At 57.0% G+C, this 16,849-nt stretch carries 21 protein-coding genes and 1 pseudogene; 11 read left to right on the top strand and 11 right to left on the bottom strand.

Translation table 11 applies throughout. The features are described 5' to 3' along the window. Positions 1-62: 62 nt before the first annotated feature. The 10 genes from AO242_RS26180 to AO242_RS26225 all read left to right on the top strand — a co-directional run bounded on the left by AO242_RS26180 (position 63) and on the right by AO242_RS26225 (position 7,163). The gene (locus tag AO242_RS26180; protein WP_099270961.1) at positions 63-1,037 is read left to right on the top strand and encodes a KpsF/GutQ family sugar-phosphate isomerase; all 975 of its coding nucleotides are present in this window, start codon (positions 63-65) and stop codon (positions 1,035-1,037) included. A gap of 13 nt (positions 1,038-1,050) precedes the next feature. After that, complete coding sequence (locus tag AO242_RS26185) at positions 1,051-1,575, top strand: KdsC family phosphatase (RefSeq protein WP_099270962.1); 525 nt, start codon at positions 1,051-1,053, stop codon at positions 1,573-1,575. A 13-nt stretch (positions 1,576-1,588) separates the two neighbouring features. Beyond that, positions 1,589-2,161, top strand: coding sequence for an LPS export ABC transporter periplasmic protein LptC (gene lptC, locus AO242_RS26190; RefSeq protein ID WP_027897838.1), 573 nt, complete (start codon positions 1,589-1,591; stop codon positions 2,159-2,161). Continuing rightward, a complete protein-coding gene (gene lptA, locus AO242_RS26195) occupies positions 2,148-2,693 on the top strand; it encodes a lipopolysaccharide transport periplasmic protein LptA (RefSeq protein ID WP_027897839.1) in 546 nt (181 codons plus the stop codon). The genes lptC and lptA overlap by 14 nt, the downstream gene beginning before the upstream one ends. After that, positions 2,694-3,419: an LPS export ABC transporter ATP-binding protein gene (lptB, locus tag AO242_RS26200; RefSeq protein WP_027897840.1), complete on the top strand. Its 726-nt coding sequence runs from the start codon at positions 2,694-2,696 to the stop codon at positions 3,417-3,419. Positions 3,420-3,604: 185 nt separating this feature from the next. Then, positions 3,605-5,098 carry an RNA polymerase factor sigma-54 gene (locus AO242_RS26205; RefSeq protein WP_099270963.1) on the top strand — a complete coding sequence of 498 codons (1,494 nt, stop codon included), beginning with the start codon at positions 3,605-3,607 and terminating at the stop codon, positions 5,096-5,098. Positions 5,099-5,228: 130 nt separating this feature from the next. Continuing rightward, a complete protein-coding gene (gene hpf, locus AO242_RS26210) occupies positions 5,229-5,537 on the top strand; it encodes a ribosome hibernation-promoting factor, HPF/YfiA family (protein ID WP_027897842.1) in 309 nt (102 codons plus the stop codon). 12 nt (positions 5,538-5,549) lie between these two features. Continuing rightward, positions 5,550-6,014 (top strand): PTS IIA-like nitrogen regulatory protein PtsN, encoded by a 465-nt coding sequence (gene ptsN, locus AO242_RS26215; RefSeq protein WP_027897843.1) that lies wholly within the window; start codon positions 5,550-5,552, stop codon positions 6,012-6,014. A gap of 2 nt (positions 6,015-6,016) precedes the next feature. Further along, positions 6,017-6,874, top strand: a complete 858-nt coding sequence (gene rapZ, locus AO242_RS26220) for an RNase adapter RapZ (RefSeq protein WP_027897844.1) — start codon at positions 6,017-6,019, stop codon at positions 6,872-6,874. Positions 6,875-6,890: 16 nt separating this feature from the next. After that, on the top strand, positions 6,891-7,163 hold the full coding sequence (locus tag AO242_RS26225) for an HPr family phosphocarrier protein (protein ID WP_099270964.1): 273 nt from the start codon (positions 6,891-6,893) through the stop codon (positions 7,161-7,163). A 41-nt stretch (positions 7,164-7,204) separates the two neighbouring features. On the opposite strand, the gene AO242_RS26230 is transcribed toward AO242_RS26225, so the two are convergent. The 9 genes and pseudogenes from AO242_RS26230 to pmbA all read right to left on the bottom strand — a co-directional run bounded on the left by AO242_RS26230 (position 7,205) and on the right by pmbA (position 13,780). Beyond that, positions 7,205-7,510, bottom strand: coding sequence for an XRE family transcriptional regulator (locus tag AO242_RS26230; protein WP_099270965.1), 306 nt, complete (start codon positions 7,508-7,510; stop codon positions 7,205-7,207). After that, positions 7,503-7,801 (bottom strand): annotated as a pseudogene (locus AO242_RS26235) (type II toxin-antitoxin system RelE/ParE family toxin). The gene AO242_RS26230 and the pseudogene AO242_RS26235 overlap by 8 nt, the downstream one beginning before the upstream one ends. A gap of 173 nt (positions 7,802-7,974) precedes the next feature. Further along, complete coding sequence (locus AO242_RS26240; RefSeq protein WP_027897848.1) at positions 7,975-8,319, bottom strand: zinc ribbon domain-containing protein YjdM; 345 nt, start codon at positions 8,317-8,319, stop codon at positions 7,975-7,977. Between the two features lie 88 nt (positions 8,320-8,407). Then, a complete protein-coding gene (locus tag AO242_RS26245) occupies positions 8,408-9,292 on the bottom strand; it encodes a ZIP family metal transporter (protein WP_099270966.1) in 885 nt (294 codons plus the stop codon). Between the two features lie 29 nt (positions 9,293-9,321). Continuing rightward, positions 9,322-9,933, bottom strand: coding sequence for a superoxide dismutase (locus tag AO242_RS26250; protein WP_027897850.1), 612 nt, complete (start codon positions 9,931-9,933; stop codon positions 9,322-9,324). A 1-nt stretch (position 9,934) separates the two neighbouring features. Further along, positions 9,935-10,396, bottom strand: coding sequence for a hypothetical protein (locus AO242_RS26255; RefSeq protein WP_027897851.1), 462 nt, complete (start codon positions 10,394-10,396; stop codon positions 9,935-9,937). A 30-nt stretch (positions 10,397-10,426) separates the two neighbouring features. Then, positions 10,427-11,803 carry a class II fumarate hydratase gene (locus AO242_RS26260; protein ID WP_099270967.1) on the bottom strand — a complete coding sequence of 459 codons (1,377 nt, stop codon included), beginning with the start codon at positions 11,801-11,803 and terminating at the stop codon, positions 10,427-10,429. After that, on the bottom strand, positions 11,796-12,194 hold the full coding sequence (locus tag AO242_RS26265) for a hypothetical protein (protein WP_027897853.1): 399 nt from the start codon (positions 12,192-12,194) through the stop codon (positions 11,796-11,798). The genes AO242_RS26260 and AO242_RS26265 overlap by 8 nt, the downstream gene beginning before the upstream one ends. A 239-nt stretch (positions 12,195-12,433) precedes the next feature. Beyond that, positions 12,434-13,780 carry a metalloprotease PmbA gene (gene pmbA, locus AO242_RS26270; RefSeq protein ID WP_099270968.1) on the bottom strand — a complete coding sequence of 449 codons (1,347 nt, stop codon included), beginning with the start codon at positions 13,778-13,780 and terminating at the stop codon, positions 12,434-12,436. Positions 13,781-13,887: 107 nt separating this feature from the next. Between pmbA and yjgA the strand changes: the two genes are divergently transcribed. After that, positions 13,888-14,409 carry a ribosome biogenesis factor YjgA gene (yjgA, locus tag AO242_RS26275; RefSeq protein WP_099271036.1) on the top strand — a complete coding sequence of 174 codons (522 nt, stop codon included), beginning with the start codon at positions 13,888-13,890 and terminating at the stop codon, positions 14,407-14,409. An 87-nt stretch (positions 14,410-14,496) separates the two neighbouring features. On the opposite strand, the gene tldD is transcribed toward yjgA, so the two are convergent. Together tldD and AO242_RS26285 are read right to left on the bottom strand one after the other, a co-directional pair. Further along, positions 14,497-15,936 (bottom strand): metalloprotease TldD, encoded by a 1,440-nt coding sequence (gene tldD, locus AO242_RS26280; protein WP_027898155.1) that lies wholly within the window; start codon positions 15,934-15,936, stop codon positions 14,497-14,499. 2 nt (positions 15,937-15,938) lie between these two features. Then, complete coding sequence (locus tag AO242_RS26285) at positions 15,939-16,790, bottom strand: carbon-nitrogen hydrolase family protein (protein WP_099270969.1); 852 nt, start codon at positions 16,788-16,790, stop codon at positions 15,939-15,941. Positions 16,791-16,849: the final 59 nt, after the last annotated feature.

The raw sequence follows: 16,849 nt of genomic DNA on the forward strand, positions 1-16,849 counted from the left end.
CGTGAGGGAATCGCGCATTACCGCTATAATCGCCGCCTTTTAACCGGCCAACCGATTTTCACATGAACCAATCCAGCGACCTGATCCAGTCAGCACAACGCACCATCCGCCTTGAAATCGAAGCCGTGGAGGGGTTGTTACCTCATATCGACGCGGATTTCATCAAGGCCTGCGAGATGATTCTCGCGAGCAAAGGACGCGTTGTCGTGGTGGGCATGGGTAAATCAGGCCACATCGGAAAAAAAATTGCCGCCACTCTGGCGAGCACCGGCACCACTTCATTTTTTGTTCACCCAGCTGAAGCCAGCCATGGCGACATGGGCATGATCACCTCCGGTGACATCATCCTTGCCCTCTCAAACTCGGGAACAACGGCTGAAATCGTCACTTTGCTCCCCCTGATCAAACGCCTCGGCATCAAGATGATCAGCCTGACGGGAAATCCGGAGTCAACCCTGGCTGAAGCTGCCGACGTTAACCTTAATGCTCGCGTCGAGCATGAGGCCTGCCCACTGAATCTGGCGCCTACCTCTTCGACAACTGCAGCACTGGTCATGGGCGATGCTCTCGCAGTAGCACTGCTGGAAGCCCGCGGTTTCACGGCTGAAGACTTCGCGTTCTCGCATCCCGGTGGTGCTTTAGGCAGACGCTTGCTGCTCAAGGTTGAGCATGTCATGCACAGCGGCGAACAACTGCCACAAGTACAGCGCGGCACTCTGCTGCGCGACGCGCTGATGGAAATGACCCGCAAGGGACTGGGCATGACCGCAGTTATCGAGGCCGATGGACGACTGGCCGGGATATTCACTGACGGCGACCTGCGCCGCACTCTGGATCGTCCGATTGATATTCGCCTGGCAACCATCGATGACGTGATGACCGTTCACGGCAAGACAGCCCGCCCTGAAATGCTCGCGGCTGAAGCATTGAAAATCATGGAAGATCACAAGATCGGCTCACTCATCGTCGTTGACGAAAATGATCATCCGGTCGGAGCTTTCAACCTGCAGGACCTGCTGCGCGCAGGCGTCATGTAATGGAGATGTGCAAATGACTACCGATCTGCTGCGACGCGGCAAAAATATCAAACTGGCCATCTTCGACGTCGACGGCGTACTGACCGACGGTCGCCTGTACTTTCTTGAAGACGGCAGCGAATTCAAGACTTTCAACACGCTGGACGGCCAAGGCATTAAAATGCTGATCGCCTCTGGCGTGGCAACGGCCATTATCAGCGGCCGCAAGACACCAGTGGTTGAACGCCGGGCAAAGAACCTCGGCATTGAACATCTTTACCAGGGCCGTGAAGACAAGCTGGTGGTTCTCGACGAACTACTCGGCCAACTCGGTCTGAATTACGAACAGGTCGCCTATCTGGGTGATGATCTGCCAGACTTGCCAGTCATTCGGCGTGTCGGCCTAGGCATGGCGGTGGCCAATGCCGCTACTTTTGTCCGGCAACATGCCCATGGCATTACCCAGGCACGCGGTGGCGAAGGCGCAGCGCGCGAGTTCTGTGAATTGATCATGAGCGCCCAAGGCAGTCTTGAAGCCGCCCACGCAGCCTACTTATAGACAGAAGCCATTTATGCTTAGCAAACGAATTCGAACGTTTCTGATCCTCGGTGTGCTGGCATTTTTGCTGGCGGCCGCAGGCTATTGGAACATCAGCCCGGAAAGCTTCATGGAGCAACCGGCTGCTACGGTGGACGAAAGCGCCATCGACTTTTACGCAATCAATGCTCACAGCGTGCAGTATCTGCCGGATGGCAAGTTGCAGTACGAAATGACGGCCGACAAGGTCGAGCATATCAAGGCCACCGATGTGACAATGCTGACCACGCCAGACTTACAGATGTACCGTGGCACCCTGTTTCCCTGGCATATCCAGAGCAAAACGGGTGAGGTTTCCCCAGGTGGTGAGCAAGTCGAACTGATTGACTCGGTTCGCATAGCAAGAACCGACGAGAAAAAACGTACGACCATAATCACCAGCAGTCGAATGACCGTATTCCCGCAGAAGCAATATGCGCAGACCGAGCAAGCCGTTAGAATCGACGGCGCGGGCGGTGTGACTACGGCCAAGGGAATGAAAGCGTATTTGAACGACGGCAGGATGGACCTGCTATCTAATGTAAGAGGACAGTATGAGGCTCGTTAAAACCCTTCCTTTTTTGCTTGGCCTGGGTGCAGCACTGGGAAGCGCGAGCGCCTGGTCCCTGCCGACTGATCGCGATCAGCCGATTCACATTCAGTCCGACGACGCACAACTCGACGACAAGAAAGGCGTTGCCACCTACAAAGGCAACGTAATCATCACCCAGGGCTCGATGAAGATCACCGGCAACACAGTGACCATCACACGTAATGCCCAAGGCGAAGTCGACGTGTTCACATCGGTCGGCAACCTGGCCTACTACGAGCAGAAGCCGTCTGTAGACAAGCCTATCGTTCAAGCCTACGCGATCACCATCCAGTACTACGCTGCGCAGGATCGTATCGTACTGATCGACAAGGCCAAGGTCATCAATGATGGCAACACGTCCGAAGGCGAGAAGATCGTGTATGACACGGTCAAGCAGATCGTCAGTGCCGGTCGTGCCAATGGCGGCAGCAAGGTGACCACGCCACGCCCGCGTATTGACATGGTTATCCAGCCGAAAAAGAAAACCGACCAGCAGAAGGCCCAGTAAATGGCGACGCTGAAAGCCCAGCATTTGGCTAAGAGCTACAAGGGGCGTCAGGTCGTTCGCGATGTGAGCCTGTCCATCGAAAGCGGCCAGATCGTTGGCTTGCTGGGGCCTAACGGCGCTGGCAAGACCACTTGCTTTTACATGATTGTCGGCCTGGTTCAGGCGGATCAGGGGCGAGTGTTGATCGACGACCTGGATGTAAGCCACCAGCCCATGCACGGCCGTGCACGTGCTGGTATTGGCTACCTGCCACAGGAAGCCTCGATCTTTCGCAAGTTGTCGGTAGCCGACAACATCATGGCGATTCTCGAGACCCGTCAGGAACTGGACCGGGATGGACGCCGCAAGGAGCTGGAAAGCCTGCTGCAGGAGTTCCACATCACCCATATCCGCGACAATATGGGCATGAGCCTGTCTGGTGGTGAGCGCCGCCGCGTAGAAATCGCACGCGCACTTGCTACTTCACCGAAATTCATCCTGCTCGACGAACCATTCGCAGGTGTGGACCCGATTTCCGTAGGCGATATCAAACAGATCATCCACCATCTGAAAGCCAAGGGCATCGGCGTGCTGATCACCGATCACAACGTTCGTGAAACTCTGGACATCTGCGAGACAGCCTACATCGTCAATGACGGGCAGCTAATTGCCGAAGGCGACTCGGAAACCATTCTCGCAAATCAGCTGGTGAAAGAGGTCTACCTCGGTCACGAGTTCCGCCTGTAAAAAGAACTGCGGTGCCCGGCCTTAAAGGCGGGCATGCCTGGTTGTTGGTGCTGATGGTTATTAAATGCCAGCATCCCCTAGGCAAACACTTCAGTTTCAGGCATATAATTTGCTTATGTACGCGCCCAGGCGCTCGGTAGTGGATGGCGCATGTGCGCCGGCGAATAAGGTGTTAAGCCCCAGCCATGAAACCATCGCTAGTCTTGAGAATGGGCCAGCAGCTGACGATGACGCCGCAGCTGCAACAGGCCATCCGCTTACTCCAATTGTCGACACTGGACCTCCAACAAGAGATCCAGGAGGCACTGGAGTCGAACCCTATGCTGGAACGCCAGGAAGAAGGCGACGATTTCGACAACGCTGATCCACTGGCTGACAACGTCGAGCAGAAACCCAATCCTGATGTACAGGAGCCGACTTATCAGGAGCCGGCGCCTACTGTGGACAACCTTGAAGAGGGCGACTGGAGCGAGCGCATCCCCAACGAGCTGCCCGTCGACACCGCGTGGGAAGACGTCTACCAAACCAGCGCCAGCAGCCTGCCCAGCAACGACGATGACGAATGGGACTTCACCACTCGCACTTCTGCCGGTGAGAGCCTGCAAAGCCATTTGCTCTGGCAGTTGAATCTGGCGCCGATGTCCGACACCGATCGCCTGATCGCCGTGACGCTGATCGACTGCATCAACAATCAGGGTTATCTGGACGAGACGCTGGAAGAAATCCTCGACGCCTTTGATCCCGAGCTTGATATCGAGCTCGACGAGATTGAAGCCGTGCTGCACCGCATCCAGCAGTTTGAACCAGCCGGTATCGGCGCGCGCAACCTGAGCGAATGCCTGCTGCTGCAACTGCGTCAGCTTCCGGCAAAGACCCGTTGGCTCAGCGAAGCGCAACGGCTGGTCAGTGACTACATCGACCTGCTGGGCAGCCGCGACTACTCGCAGCTCATGCGCCGTATGAAGCTCAAGGAAGATGAACTGCGCCAGGTCATCGAGCTGGTGCAAAGCCTTAACCCTCGCCCCGGCTCGCAAATCGAATCCACCGAAGCTGAGTATGTGGTACCGGACGTCATTGTGCGCAAGGACAACGAACGCTGGCTGGTTGAGCTCAATCAGGAATCAGTCCCCCGCCTGCGTGTAAATCCGCAGTACGCCGGTTTTGTCCGCCGCGCTGATACCAGCGCCGATAACACCTTTATGCGCAATCAGCTGCAAGAAGCACGCTGGTTCATCAAAAGCCTGCAGAGCCGCAATGAAACCCTGATGAAAGTGGCGACGCAGATCGTCGAGCATCAGCGCGGCTTTCTTGAATACGGCGATGAAGCGATGAAGCCACTGGTCCTGCATGACATCGCAGAGGCCGTCGGCATGCATGAGTCGACCATTTCTCGTGTAACCACCCAGAAATTCATGCATACCCCGCGTGGTATTTACGAGTTGAAATATTTCTTCTCGAGCCATGTAAGTACCTCCGAGGGCGGTGAATGTTCATCCACAGCCATTCGCGCGATCATCAAAAAACTGGTTGCAGCGGAAAATCAGAAAAAGCCGTTGAGTGACAGCAAGATCGCTGGTTTACTGGAGGCACAAGGCATTCAAGTAGCCCGTCGCACAGTAGCCAAATACCGCGAATCTCTTGGCATTGCGCCGTCGAGTGAACGCAAGCGACTGATGTGACGAGAGGTACAGTAGCAACCGTGCGAGCTTTGGCCCAAAGCGGTTCTACACAGCCCGGTTGCTAGCCACAGCGTTCCAGTGGCAGGCAAAAGCCTGCCTCTTTATGCACTGGCAATAAGGAGAAAGCGGTATGCAAGTCAACATCAGTGGACATCAACTGGATGTGACCGACGCCCTACGCGACTACATCACCGAAAAACTCGGACGACTGGAGCGCCACTTCGACAAGATCACTAATGTGCAGGTCATCATGGAGGTCGAGAAGCTCAAGCAGAAAATCGAAGCCACCCTGCACATCCCCGGCTCAAAGGTCGTCGCCAATGCGGAACATGATGACATGTACGCGGCAATCGACCTTTTGACCGACAAGCTGGATAGACAACTGCTCAAGCATAAGGAAAAGCAGCTAAGCCTCCTTCAGGGTGCAACGGCTCGCTGATACCCCCAAAACATGATCCGACTAGAAAATATCCTGACCCCCGGCCGTTCACTCGTGAACGTGCCGGGCGGCAGCAAGAAAAAAGTCCTCGAACAAATTGCCAACCTGATCGGCAAGGAAGTGCCTGATCTGGATTCGGACGACGTGTTTTCGAGTCTTATCGCCCGTGAAAAGCTAGGTTCTACCGGCTTTGGTAATGGCATAGCCATTCCGCATTGTCGCTTGAAGGGGTGTGAATCCCCTATCAGCGCGTTGTTGCACCTAAACGCTCCTGTAGATTTCGACGCTATCGATGGCGCCCCCGTTGACCTGCTGTTTGTTCTGCTGGTCCCGGAAGCGGCTACCGATGCACACCTGGAATTGCTGCGCCAGATAGCCAGCATGCTCGACCGCAAAGAAGTGCGTGAACGCCTGCGTAGTGCCCCGAGCAATGAAGCCCTTTATCAGGTCGTACTGGACGAGCAAAACGGTCATTAATCATGCGCATGATCATTGTGAGCGGTCGCTCAGGCTCCGGCAAAAGTACCGCGCTGGACGTTCTGGAAGACAGCGGTTTTTACTGCGTTGATAACCTCCCGGCGGGCCTGCTGCCCGAGCTTGCCGAGCGCGCGCTGATCAACACCGAGCTGGCCGAACCACTGCTGGCGGTGTCTATTGATGCACGGAACCTGCCCAGCCACCTGACCCGCTTCCCACAGATGCTGGAAGAGGTTCGTTCACGCAATATCCAGTGCGACGTGCTTTACCTGGATGCGGATGAATCAACGCTCTTCAAGCGGTTCTCGGAAACCCGTCGCCGTCATCCTCTGAGCAACGCTGACCGCTCGCTGGCCGAGGCCATTCGGGACGAGACCACATTGCTGGGACCGATCATTGATCTTGCCGACCTGAAGATCAACACCACGCACCTGAATCTCTACCAGTTGCGCGACACCCTCAAGCTTCGCCTGCTGAACAAGCCAGAGCCGGGTACCGCGTTCCTGCTCGAGTCTTTCGGTTTCAAGCGCGGTATGCCCGTGGATGCCGATCTGGTATTCGACGTACGCTGCCTACCTAATCCTTACTGGAAGCCAGAGCTGCGAGAACAATCGGGAAAAGATCAGCCTGTTATCGACTATCTAGCTGCACAGCCTGATGTGGAAGAGATGTTTCAGGACATCTTCGCGTATCTCAACAAGTGGCTGCCGCGCTTTGCTGCCAGCAACCGCTCGTATGTAACCATTGCCATTGGCTGCACTGGCGGCCATCACCGCTCGGTGTACCTGACCGAGCGCCTGGGTCAGGTCCTGCAACAATCCCTCAAAAACGTTCAGGTTCGCCACCGCGACTTAAGCTGAAAGGACTTCCCCTGCGATGCCCGCTCTTCAAATCACCATTATCAACAAGTTGGACCTGCACGCCCGCGCAGCCGCCAAATTCGTCGGAGTCGCCGGCAAGTACCCCTGCCAGATCCGCGTGGGTCGCTCACCTGAAAGCATGGTGGATGGCAAAAGCATCATGGCAGTGATGATGCTCGCCGCTGGCAAAGGCACGGATATTCACCTTTCGACCGAAGGCGAGCAAGAGCAGGCTGCGCTGGATGGTCTGGTTGAGTTGATCAATAACAAGTTTGATGAGGGGGAATAGTCGTTGAGCTCGGCGCGCCACAGCCTCTTACACTAACGCCCTCAACTCGCGAAACTTTCGATCTTGACCTGCCCATCCGGGAAAGTAGCGACAATCTCCAACTCTCCGCCCATCGCACGGATGTAATTGCGCAAAGTGCTGATGTACATATCCGTACGACGTTCCATTTTCGAAATAGCCGCCTGATTGACGTGTAACGTCTTGGCTAGAGTCGCTTGGCTCAAGGCTTTTGCTTGACGCAATTCGTGAAGCGGCATTTGCTCCAGGTGCTCTTGATACAACCGATCAGCAGCGGCCCGGGACTCCGGCGACATACGTGCTTGCAGTTCGGAGAATTTTTTAGCCATCTGTAAGACCCTCTGTACGCAATGTTTCAAGGTGCTCGCGGTAAAGACGCTCAGCTAAAGGCACATGCTCATCGTACCAGCGGTTCTGCCCGGTTTTTTCCCCACCAATCAGCAATAAAGCGCAACGCCTGGGATCGAAGGCATAAAGAACCCGGTAAGGCCGACCGGCGTGCTGAGAGGGACCGAATTGCCCCAGCAGCCTGACGCTTGATTCAACACTGGCCTGCTCGTCCTCCCCCAAACCGTCCCACCAACATCAAACTCATCTGTGTATTCAATTTCCCAATTCATAGGAGAACTATGAAGGGATGAAAATATAACCTCAACGGAATATATCAGCGAACGCTAACAGAAACCTCCGTAATTCATGTAGGAATTGTTCGTATATCTATACGGTACCTCAAAAAAAATCCGGCCCCTTTCGGGTCCGGACTCTTCATCATTAACAGGGCTTACTCAAAACCTCACCCCTTCTTCACAAACTCCGACTTCAGCTTCATCGCACCAATGCCGTCGATCTTGCAATCGATATCGTGATCGCCATCCACCAGACGGATGTTCTTCACCTTGGTGCCAACTTTCACCACCAGCGAAGAGCCTTTGACTTTAAGGTCCTTGATGACGGTGACGGTGTCGCCGTCTTGCAGGGTATTGCCTACCGAATCCTTGATGACTTTGACGTCATCAGCCGCTTCGCTGCTGCCGTCGGCAGACCATTCATGCGCGCATTCCGGGCAGATCAGTTGAGTACCGTCTTCGTAGGTGTATTCGGAATTGCATTTCGGGCAGGCAGGTAAGCTCACGGACATTCTCGCGTCGAAGGGTAAAAACCATGGATTATAAGTGGTTTTAGACGTAGGCAGGAGGCGAATGTCACTTCGCCGCCTCGCCCACCCTTCAAGCCAGGGCTGTGTCCATCACCATCATCAGGCAGAACCCCGCGATCAGGCCAAGGCTGGCGACCTTGTCGTGCCCATTGCGACGTGATTCGGGGATGATCTCTTGAGTAACCACCAGCAACATGGCACCGGCAGCAAATGCTAGTCCTAGCGGCAACAGCAACTCGGCGATTGCTACGAGCCAGGCGCACAGCAGTGCGAAAACCGGCTCAACCAGACCTGAGGCAGCGCCGATCAGAAATGCCTTGAAGCGCGACATCCCGGCCCCCGCCAGCACCAACGCAATGACCAGTCCCTCGGGCACATCCTGTATCGCGATGCCCATAGCGAGACTGTCCGCATCGGGCAAACCGCCGCCAGCGGACACACCAATAGCCATGCCTTCAGGGATGTTGTGGGCAATGATCGCGATAACGAACAACCAGATCCGCGGCGCAATGGCAGGAAGTTCTCCACCGCTCAGAGGCGAACCTTTGGAGACGGTATGGTCAACCACAAACAAGCCGACAGCCCCGAGAAAAATACCAAGACTGACAAGCCCGCCAGCTCCCCACGGGGAAAATCCGAGGCTTTCAGCTGCCGCAAGGCCAGGCACGATCAGGGAGAACGCGGTCGCCGCCAACATCACTCCTGCACCGAAGCCGAGCAAACCATCGGACACCGATGCAGGCATGCCCCTGATGACCAGCACGGGAACGGCACCTAACGCGGTGCCCAGAGCACAAATCGCTCCGCCCTCAAGTGCCCGCATCAGGCGCGGTTCAAGATTCAGCCACTCAAGCGCATGAGCGACCAGAAGCGCCATACCTGCCAACAGCAGAACCGATCCCAGTGCCAGGCGAAACAACCGCCCGCTGCTGACGGTGAGTATTTCCGTGCGCATAAACTGCCCTGGATCTGATTATTGGGAGATCAGACCAGAGCGGCCTGGTAACGACGAGCGACTTCAGCCCAGTTGACGACGTTATAAAACGCGTTGATGTATTCCGGGCGACGGTTCTGGTAACGCAGGTAATACGCGTGCTCCCAGACGTCCAGCCCCAGAATTGGCGTGTTGCCGTTCATAAGCGGACTGTCCTGGTTACCGCTGCTCTCAACCACCAGTTTTTTCTCCGGGGTCACGCTCAGCCACGCCCAGCCACTGCCGAAACGTGTCAGTGCTGCTTTGGTGAAAGCATCCTTGAATTGCTCGAAGCCACCCAGTTGCTCATCAATCGCTTTTGCCAGTGCACCGTCAGGCGAGCCGCCACCGGTTGGGGTCATGACATCCCAGAACAACGAATGGTTGGCGTGCCCCCCACCCTGGTTGATGACCGCAGGGCGCAGCTTCTCCGGGAGTTGAGCGACAGATGCCACCAGCTTCTCGATTGGCCACTCAGCCCACTCAGTACCTTCAACCGCCGCGTTCAGGTTATTGATGTAAGTCTGGTGGTGCTTGCTGTAGTGAATCTCCATGGTCTGCGCATCGATGTGCGGCTCCAGGGCATCGTAAGCGTATGGCAAGGCAGGCAAAGTAAACGGCATATCAATGTACTCCGTAGAAAAGGCCGGAAGTGGCTGCGGCATTGCGTTGTAATGACGAGCGCGAATGCTCGCCGCCACTGTTCAACAGGCGATGGGTGCGCGGGTATTCACCGTGCTCGCTGATAAAATTCAGCAGCTCGGCGTAGGTTTTGCTGCTATGGCGCAACGCAGCCTGACGCAAAGCTGGCGGCAGACGTTGCTCTTGCATGACCCGCAACAGGTGCTGATGGATCGCGCACAGGTACTCCGCGCTCTCCTCCGGCTGGCCCAGACTCAAATGCAGGTCGGCAAGGTTGTGATGGGAAATGACGCAAGCGGCCACCGCTTCATCAGGGTTGGGCCAGCGCTCGAACAACACCTGAGCCAGCGCCAGCGCCTGCAGATACAACTCGCGGGCGTCAACCAGCTCACCGAGATTGAAACAGCGATTGGCTTTTTCGATTGTGCGTTTCCAATGCTCCATGGCGCGACTCCTCAAGCGATGGCCGACGGGTCAGATCCCGCCAGCAGTGAGTTTTTCCGGATCCAGCAATGCCTCCAGCTGGCTGCGCTGCAGGTCGGTGTGTTCAAGGGCGACGTCGATGATCGGACGCCCCTGCTTGTAGGCCGTCTTGGCAATTTCGGCGGCCTTCTGGTAACCAATGATCGGGTTCAGGGCAGTGACCAGAATCGGGTTGCGCGACAAGGCTTCCTTTAGCTTCGCTTCATTGACCTTGAAGGTCGCGATGGCCTTGTTGGCCAGCAGTCGGCTGGAGTTGGCCAGTAGCTCGATGCTGCTCAGCAGGTTTTGCGCAATGATCGGCAGCATCACGTTCAACTCGAAGTTGCCCGACTGCCCGGCGACCGTAATCGCCGCGTCATTGCCAATGACCTGTGCCGCCACCATGGCTGTGGCTTCCGGGATCACCGGGTTAACCTTGCCCGGCATGATCGACGAACCCGGCTGCAAAGCTTCCAGTTCAATCTCTCCCAGCCCGGCCAGCGGACCGGAATTCATCCAGCGCAGGTCATTGGCGATTTTCATCAGCGAAACCGCAGTTCCCTTTAGCTGGCCAGACACAGCAACGGCAGTGTCCTGGGAGCCGATCAACGCAAACAAATCCTTGCCGGGCACAAAAGCCACGTTGCTCAAACGGCTCAAATGACTGCTGAAACGCTTGGCAAACTCCGGATGCGCATTGATTCCGGTACCCACGGCGGTGCCGCCCTGAGCCAACGCCTGCAGGCTTGGTAGCAAGGCCTGGAGATGTTCGATATTGGCGCGAATCTGCTGAGCCCAACCGTTCAGCACCTGACTCATGCGCACCGGCATGGCGTCCATCAAGTGTGTGCGGCCGGTCTTGATGAAGGGGTGCACCTCATCAGCCTTGCGCTCGATCACGTCGACCAGATGGGTCAACGCCGGTAATAGCTGCTCGTGCAACGCCAGGGCGGCACTGACGTGAATAGTGGTCGGGATAATGTCGTTGCTGCTCTGGCCACAATTCACGTGGTCGTTGGCGTTGACCTTGTCGCCCAGTACGCGGCTGGCAATGGTAGCGATGACTTCGTTGGCGTTCATGTTGGTGCTGGTGCCGGAACCGGTCTGAAACACGTCCACCGGAAAGTGCGCCATGTAATCGCCGCTCAGCAATTCCTGACAGGCACTGACAATCGCTTCGCTCTGCGCGGCCGTTATCTGCTCCAGCTCAAGGTTCGCGTGCGCGGCGGCAGCCTTGGCGAGCAATAGTGCACGGATGAACTGCGTTGGCATGCGCAGGTTACTGATAGGGAAGTTATTCACCGCACGCTGGGTCTGAGCGCCATACAGGGCCTCGGCCGGGACCTGCAATTCGCCCATGCTGTCGCGTTCGATACGGGTATTACTCATCGGAATTTCCTTGCACCAGTTCAGTAGGAGAGATCGAGGGCTGCAGCAGGCATGTCGCCAACTGCCAGCTGTAGGCCTGCCAGCGTTGTTGGTCGGCCGGGGAGTTGATGAGGGCCTTGAGATCGCGCAGCGGACGCCAGGCCTGATCGACGCATAGACAGCGCCAATGCCAGGGCAAAACCGTATCGCGAGCAGTGTCGATGAGCAGCCGGAAGGAGGTTTCAGCAATCATTCGCTGAGGTGTAGCGGTGAAGCGCGCCAGATACCGGCCTTCGGCGAGGTAGTGATCGATCAGCCGTGGTTCGTCAGGCTCAAGGGCACAACGAATTCTGAAACTCATCCCGCGCCAGTTTTCCAGGTGTGCAGGAAGTGCGTGCAAAACAGGACCCATAACCACGGCTCATTCAGATAATGATATTCATTATTAAATGATATTGAGAATCAAAACAACCGTAGAAGGTGAAGGGGATTTTGAGGGGGAGGAGAATAATCGTCGGAGCGGCATGTTTTTTGTGGGAGCTGAGCTTGCTCGCGATAAGGCTGGACACGGTTCACTTCAGATCGCATCCAGCCTTGTCGCGAGCAAGCTCCGCTCCCACAGAGACAAAGTGGGTGCGGATAACTTTTGTATCAGCTACCGGCGACGGTCATCCGCTCGATCAGCACCGAGCCGGTGCGGATGTTGCTGCGCAACTCAAGATCGCTGCCAACGGCGACGATTTGCTTGAACATGTCACGCATGTTGCCGGCGATGGTCACTTCCTGCACCGCGAACTGGATTTCGCCGTTCTCGACCCAGAAACCCGCCGCGCCGCGAGAATAATCACCGGTCACCATGTTCAGGCCACTGCCCATCAACTCGGTGACCAGCAGCCCGCGGCCCATGCGGCGGATCAGCGCTGCCTGGTCTTCAGTCCCGTGGGTAACGAACAGGTTATGCACGCCGCCCGCGTTTGCGGTACTCGGCAAGCCCAGCTTACGGCCAGAGTAGGTGCTAAGAATGTAAGAAACCAATTCGCCATTTTCGACGAACGGTTTGGCATACGTTGCCAGACCATCACCGTCGAAGGCCGAACTGCCCATGGCGCGCATCAAGTGCGGCCGTTCGTCAATGGTCAGCCATTCGGGAAACAGTCGCTGACCGATGGAGCCCTCGAGGAACGACGACTTTCGATAAAGATTGCCGCCAGAAATCGCCCCGAGGAAACTGCCGAACAGTCCACCGGCCAGCTCGGCCGAAAACAACACCGGCACTTCGCACGTCGGCACTGGGCGTGCACCCAGACGGCTGGCTGCCCGCTCGGCAGCTTTACGACCGATGCTCTGCGGATCGGCCAGCAACTCACCCTGGCGACTTACGTCATACCAGTAATCACGCTGCATCTGGCCATTGCCTTCAGCGATCATCACGCAGCTAAGGCTGTGGCGGGGCGAGGGATAGCCGCCGATAAAGCCGTGGCTGTTGCCGTACACGCGGCAGCCCTGATGGGTATTAAGCGTTGTGCCGTCGGCATTCTTGATCCGGCTATCGGCGTCAAAAGCTGCTGCTTCGCAGATCAAGGCTTTCTCGATGGCCTGTTCAGGCGTGATATCCCAAGCATGAAACAGGTCAAAATCCTGCTGCTCCCTGGCCATCAGCGCAGCATCAGCGAGGCCTGACGCCTCATCCTCAGATGTATGTTTAGCGATGGCGAGCGCGGCGGCGACAGTCTCACGAATTGCATCAGCACCACTGGCTGAGGTACTGGCCGAGCCTTTACGCTGGCCTACGTACAAGGTAATGCCGAAACCCTGGTCACGATTGAATTCGACGGTTTCCACTTCGCGCTGACGAACCGAGGTCGACAGGCCCTGCTCCAGCGACACAGCGACTTCGCAGGCACTGGCACCCTGACGCCTGGCTTCGGCAATGATTTGCTCGACTTGTTCCTGCAGTGCGGGCAAGGCCTGTGGGCCGACGCTTTGTGATGCACTCATGACTTTCTCCATCAAATTCTGCTTTCGGCACGAGCCGAATACCGAGCGGGCCGGACAAGAGGCCCATGACTGGTTATCATGGCGGCGTTTATTTGCGGACTGCCCCCATGGTTGATTCTTACGACGACTCCCTCGACGGGGAGAAAAGCAAAACCCAGGTCAAACGCGAGCTGCATGCTCTGGTTGAACTTGGCGAGCGTCTTGTGTCGCTCAAACCTGATTTGCTGAACAAGCTGCCTTTGACCGATCCGCTGCGCAGAGCCTTGGCCGATGCGCCCAAGCACACGGCTCATATCGCACGCAAACGGCATATTCAGTTCATCGGCAAGCTGATGCGCGATCAGGATCTGGACGCCATTCTGGTGCTTCTCGATCAACTCGATGCCTCCACTCGCCAATACAACGAACGTTTTCACGGCCTGGAACGCTGGCGTGATCGACTGATCGCCGGTGATGACGGTCTGCTCGAAATGTTCGTTGCTGAATATCCGGAAGCGGACCGTCAGCAGCTGCGTTCGCTGATCCGTCAGGCCCAACACGAGCTGGCCCATAACAAGGCGCCTGCGTCGAGCCGGAAAATCTTCAAGTACATCCGTGAGCTGGACGAGAAACTACGCGGTTTGCGTTAACTCTCATCTGGCCCGTAGGAGCGGCTTCAGCCGCGAGGGAAGCATTGCTGCCGCTCGCGGCTGAAGCCACTCCTACGGGACCATGTATCAACCGCCCGTGCCGCCTACCGTGATCGCATCGATCTTCAGGGTCGGCTGACCCACGCCCACCGGAACCGACTGACCATCCTTGCCGCAGGTACCGACACCGCTGTCCAGCGACAGATCGTTACCGACCATCGACACCTTGCTCATGGCTTCCGGGCCGTTACCGATCAACGTCGCACCTTTGACCGGGGCAGTAATTTTGCCGTCTTCGATCAAATAGGCTTCGCTGGTGGAGAAAACGAACTTGCCGCTGGTGATGTCTACCTGACCGCCACCCAGGTTGGCGCAGTAGATACCGCGCTTGACCGACGCAATGATTTCCTGCGGATCGCTCTGCCCACCCAACATGTAGGTATTGGTCATCCGTGGCATCGGCAGGTGCGCATAGGACTCACGGCGACCATTACCGGTACGCGCTACGCCCATCAGACGTGCATTGAGTTTGTCCTGCATGTAGCCCTTGAGCACACCGTTTTCGATCAGGGTCGTGCATTCAGTCGGTGTGCCTTCGTCATCGACGCTCAACGAGCCGCGACGTCCAGCCAGGGTGCCGTCATCGACAATGGTGCAAAGCTTTGAAGCAACCATCTCGCCCATACGGCCACTGTAGGCCGAACTGCCTTTACGATTGAAATCGCCTTCCAGGCCGTGACCAACCGCCTCGTGCAGCAAGACACCGGACCAGCCGGAGCCGAGAACAACGGGCAGCGTGCCCGCCGGGGCAGGAATCGCTTCGAGGTTGACCAACGCCTGACGCAACGCTTCCCGGGCATAACCCATGGCGCGGTCATCGCTGAGGAAATAACGGTAATCGGTACGCCCGCCGCCGCCATGACCGCCACGCTCCCGACGGCCGTTCTGCTCGACGATGACGCTGACGTTGAAACGCACCAGAGGGCGCACATCGGCCGCCAGACTGCCATCAGTGGAAGCGACGAGAATACGTTCCCAAACGCCCGCCATGCTCACCGTGACCTGCTGAATACGCGTATCCAGTGCACGGGTGGCAACGTCAACCCGCTTGAGCAGTTCGACTTTCTCCGCGCGGGTCATCACTTCCAGTGGGTTATCCGGCGCATACAACTGGGCCACGTCCTGTGCAGTGAAAGCCTGCACGGTGCCATTCTGACCGGCGCGGGAAATCGAGCGCGCAGCGCGAGCTGCCGTGGTCAGGGCTTCGTGAGTGATTGCATTGCTGTAGGCAAAACCGGTTTTCTCACCCGATTGGGCACGCACGCCAACTCCCTGATCGAGGTTGAAGCTGCCCTCTTTGACGATGCCGTCTTCCAGCGACCAGGACTCAGAAATCTGCCCCTGGAAATACAGGTCAGCGGCATCAATGCCTGGACCGGCCAGCTCGCCCAACACCGATTGAAGGCTGTCGAGGTTCAAGCCACCAGGTGCCAGAAGGTGTTCGCTGACAGAGGACAAGTCGCTCATATTCACTCCGAGGTCTGCACAGGCCGCACGGCGTCCTGCGTAAAAAATCGCCGGTGACTGGACACCGGCATCCGCGCCCTGATGGACGCCTGTTCTTCGTTGTCCCGTTCGGCCAGCAGCACCGCCTCGCCCTGCGCCTGTTCGGCCAGGACTCGCCCCCAGGGGTCGACGATCGCTGCATGCCCATATGTTTCCCGAGGTCCCGGATGAACTCCGCCCTGCGCGGCCGCCAGCAGATAGCACTGGGTTTCAATGGCTCGCGCACGGATCAGAATGTCCCAGTGCGCTGCGCCGGTAACGGCGGTAAAGGCCGACGGCGCAGTAATCAATTCAGCCCCTGCCTTTCGCAGAGCGGTGTACAGCTCAGGGAAGCGCAAGTCGTAGCATACGGTCAAACCGAGACGCCCCACTGGCGTGTCGGCAACCACCACATTGCTGCCATGAGCATAGTCGTCGGATTCCCGATAACGTCCACGACTGTCTGACACGTCCACATCAAACAAGTGCAGCTTGTCGTAACGCGCCACGTGCTCGCCATGCTCATCAATCAACAATGAACACGCGGTAATCTTGCCTTCAGGATTATCAATCGGCGGTAAAGGTATGGTTCCGGCAACTATCCATAACTTGAGGTCGCGAGCGGCCAGTTTCAACCATGGCAGGATTGGCCCCTGGCCTAAAGCTTCCGCCCGGCCGATATCCGCGACATCGCGACGGCCCATGGCAGCAAAGTTTTCCGGCAGTACCGCCAGGCGCGCTCCGGAAGCAGCAGCTTGTTCCAGCAGGCGCCGGGCCTGAGCCAGATTGCCCGGCACGTCGCTCTGGCTAACCATTTGAATCACGGCAAAAGACATGGCGGCCTCTCCTCAAACAACACGCGCCCACCCGAACCGGAATGCATTTTCTCTGTAGG

It is taken from the genome of Pseudomonas sp. ICMP 561 (genome assembly GCF_002699985.1).
Classification (GTDB): domain Bacteria; phylum Pseudomonadota; class Gammaproteobacteria; order Pseudomonadales; family Pseudomonadaceae; genus Aquipseudomonas; species Aquipseudomonas quasicaspiana.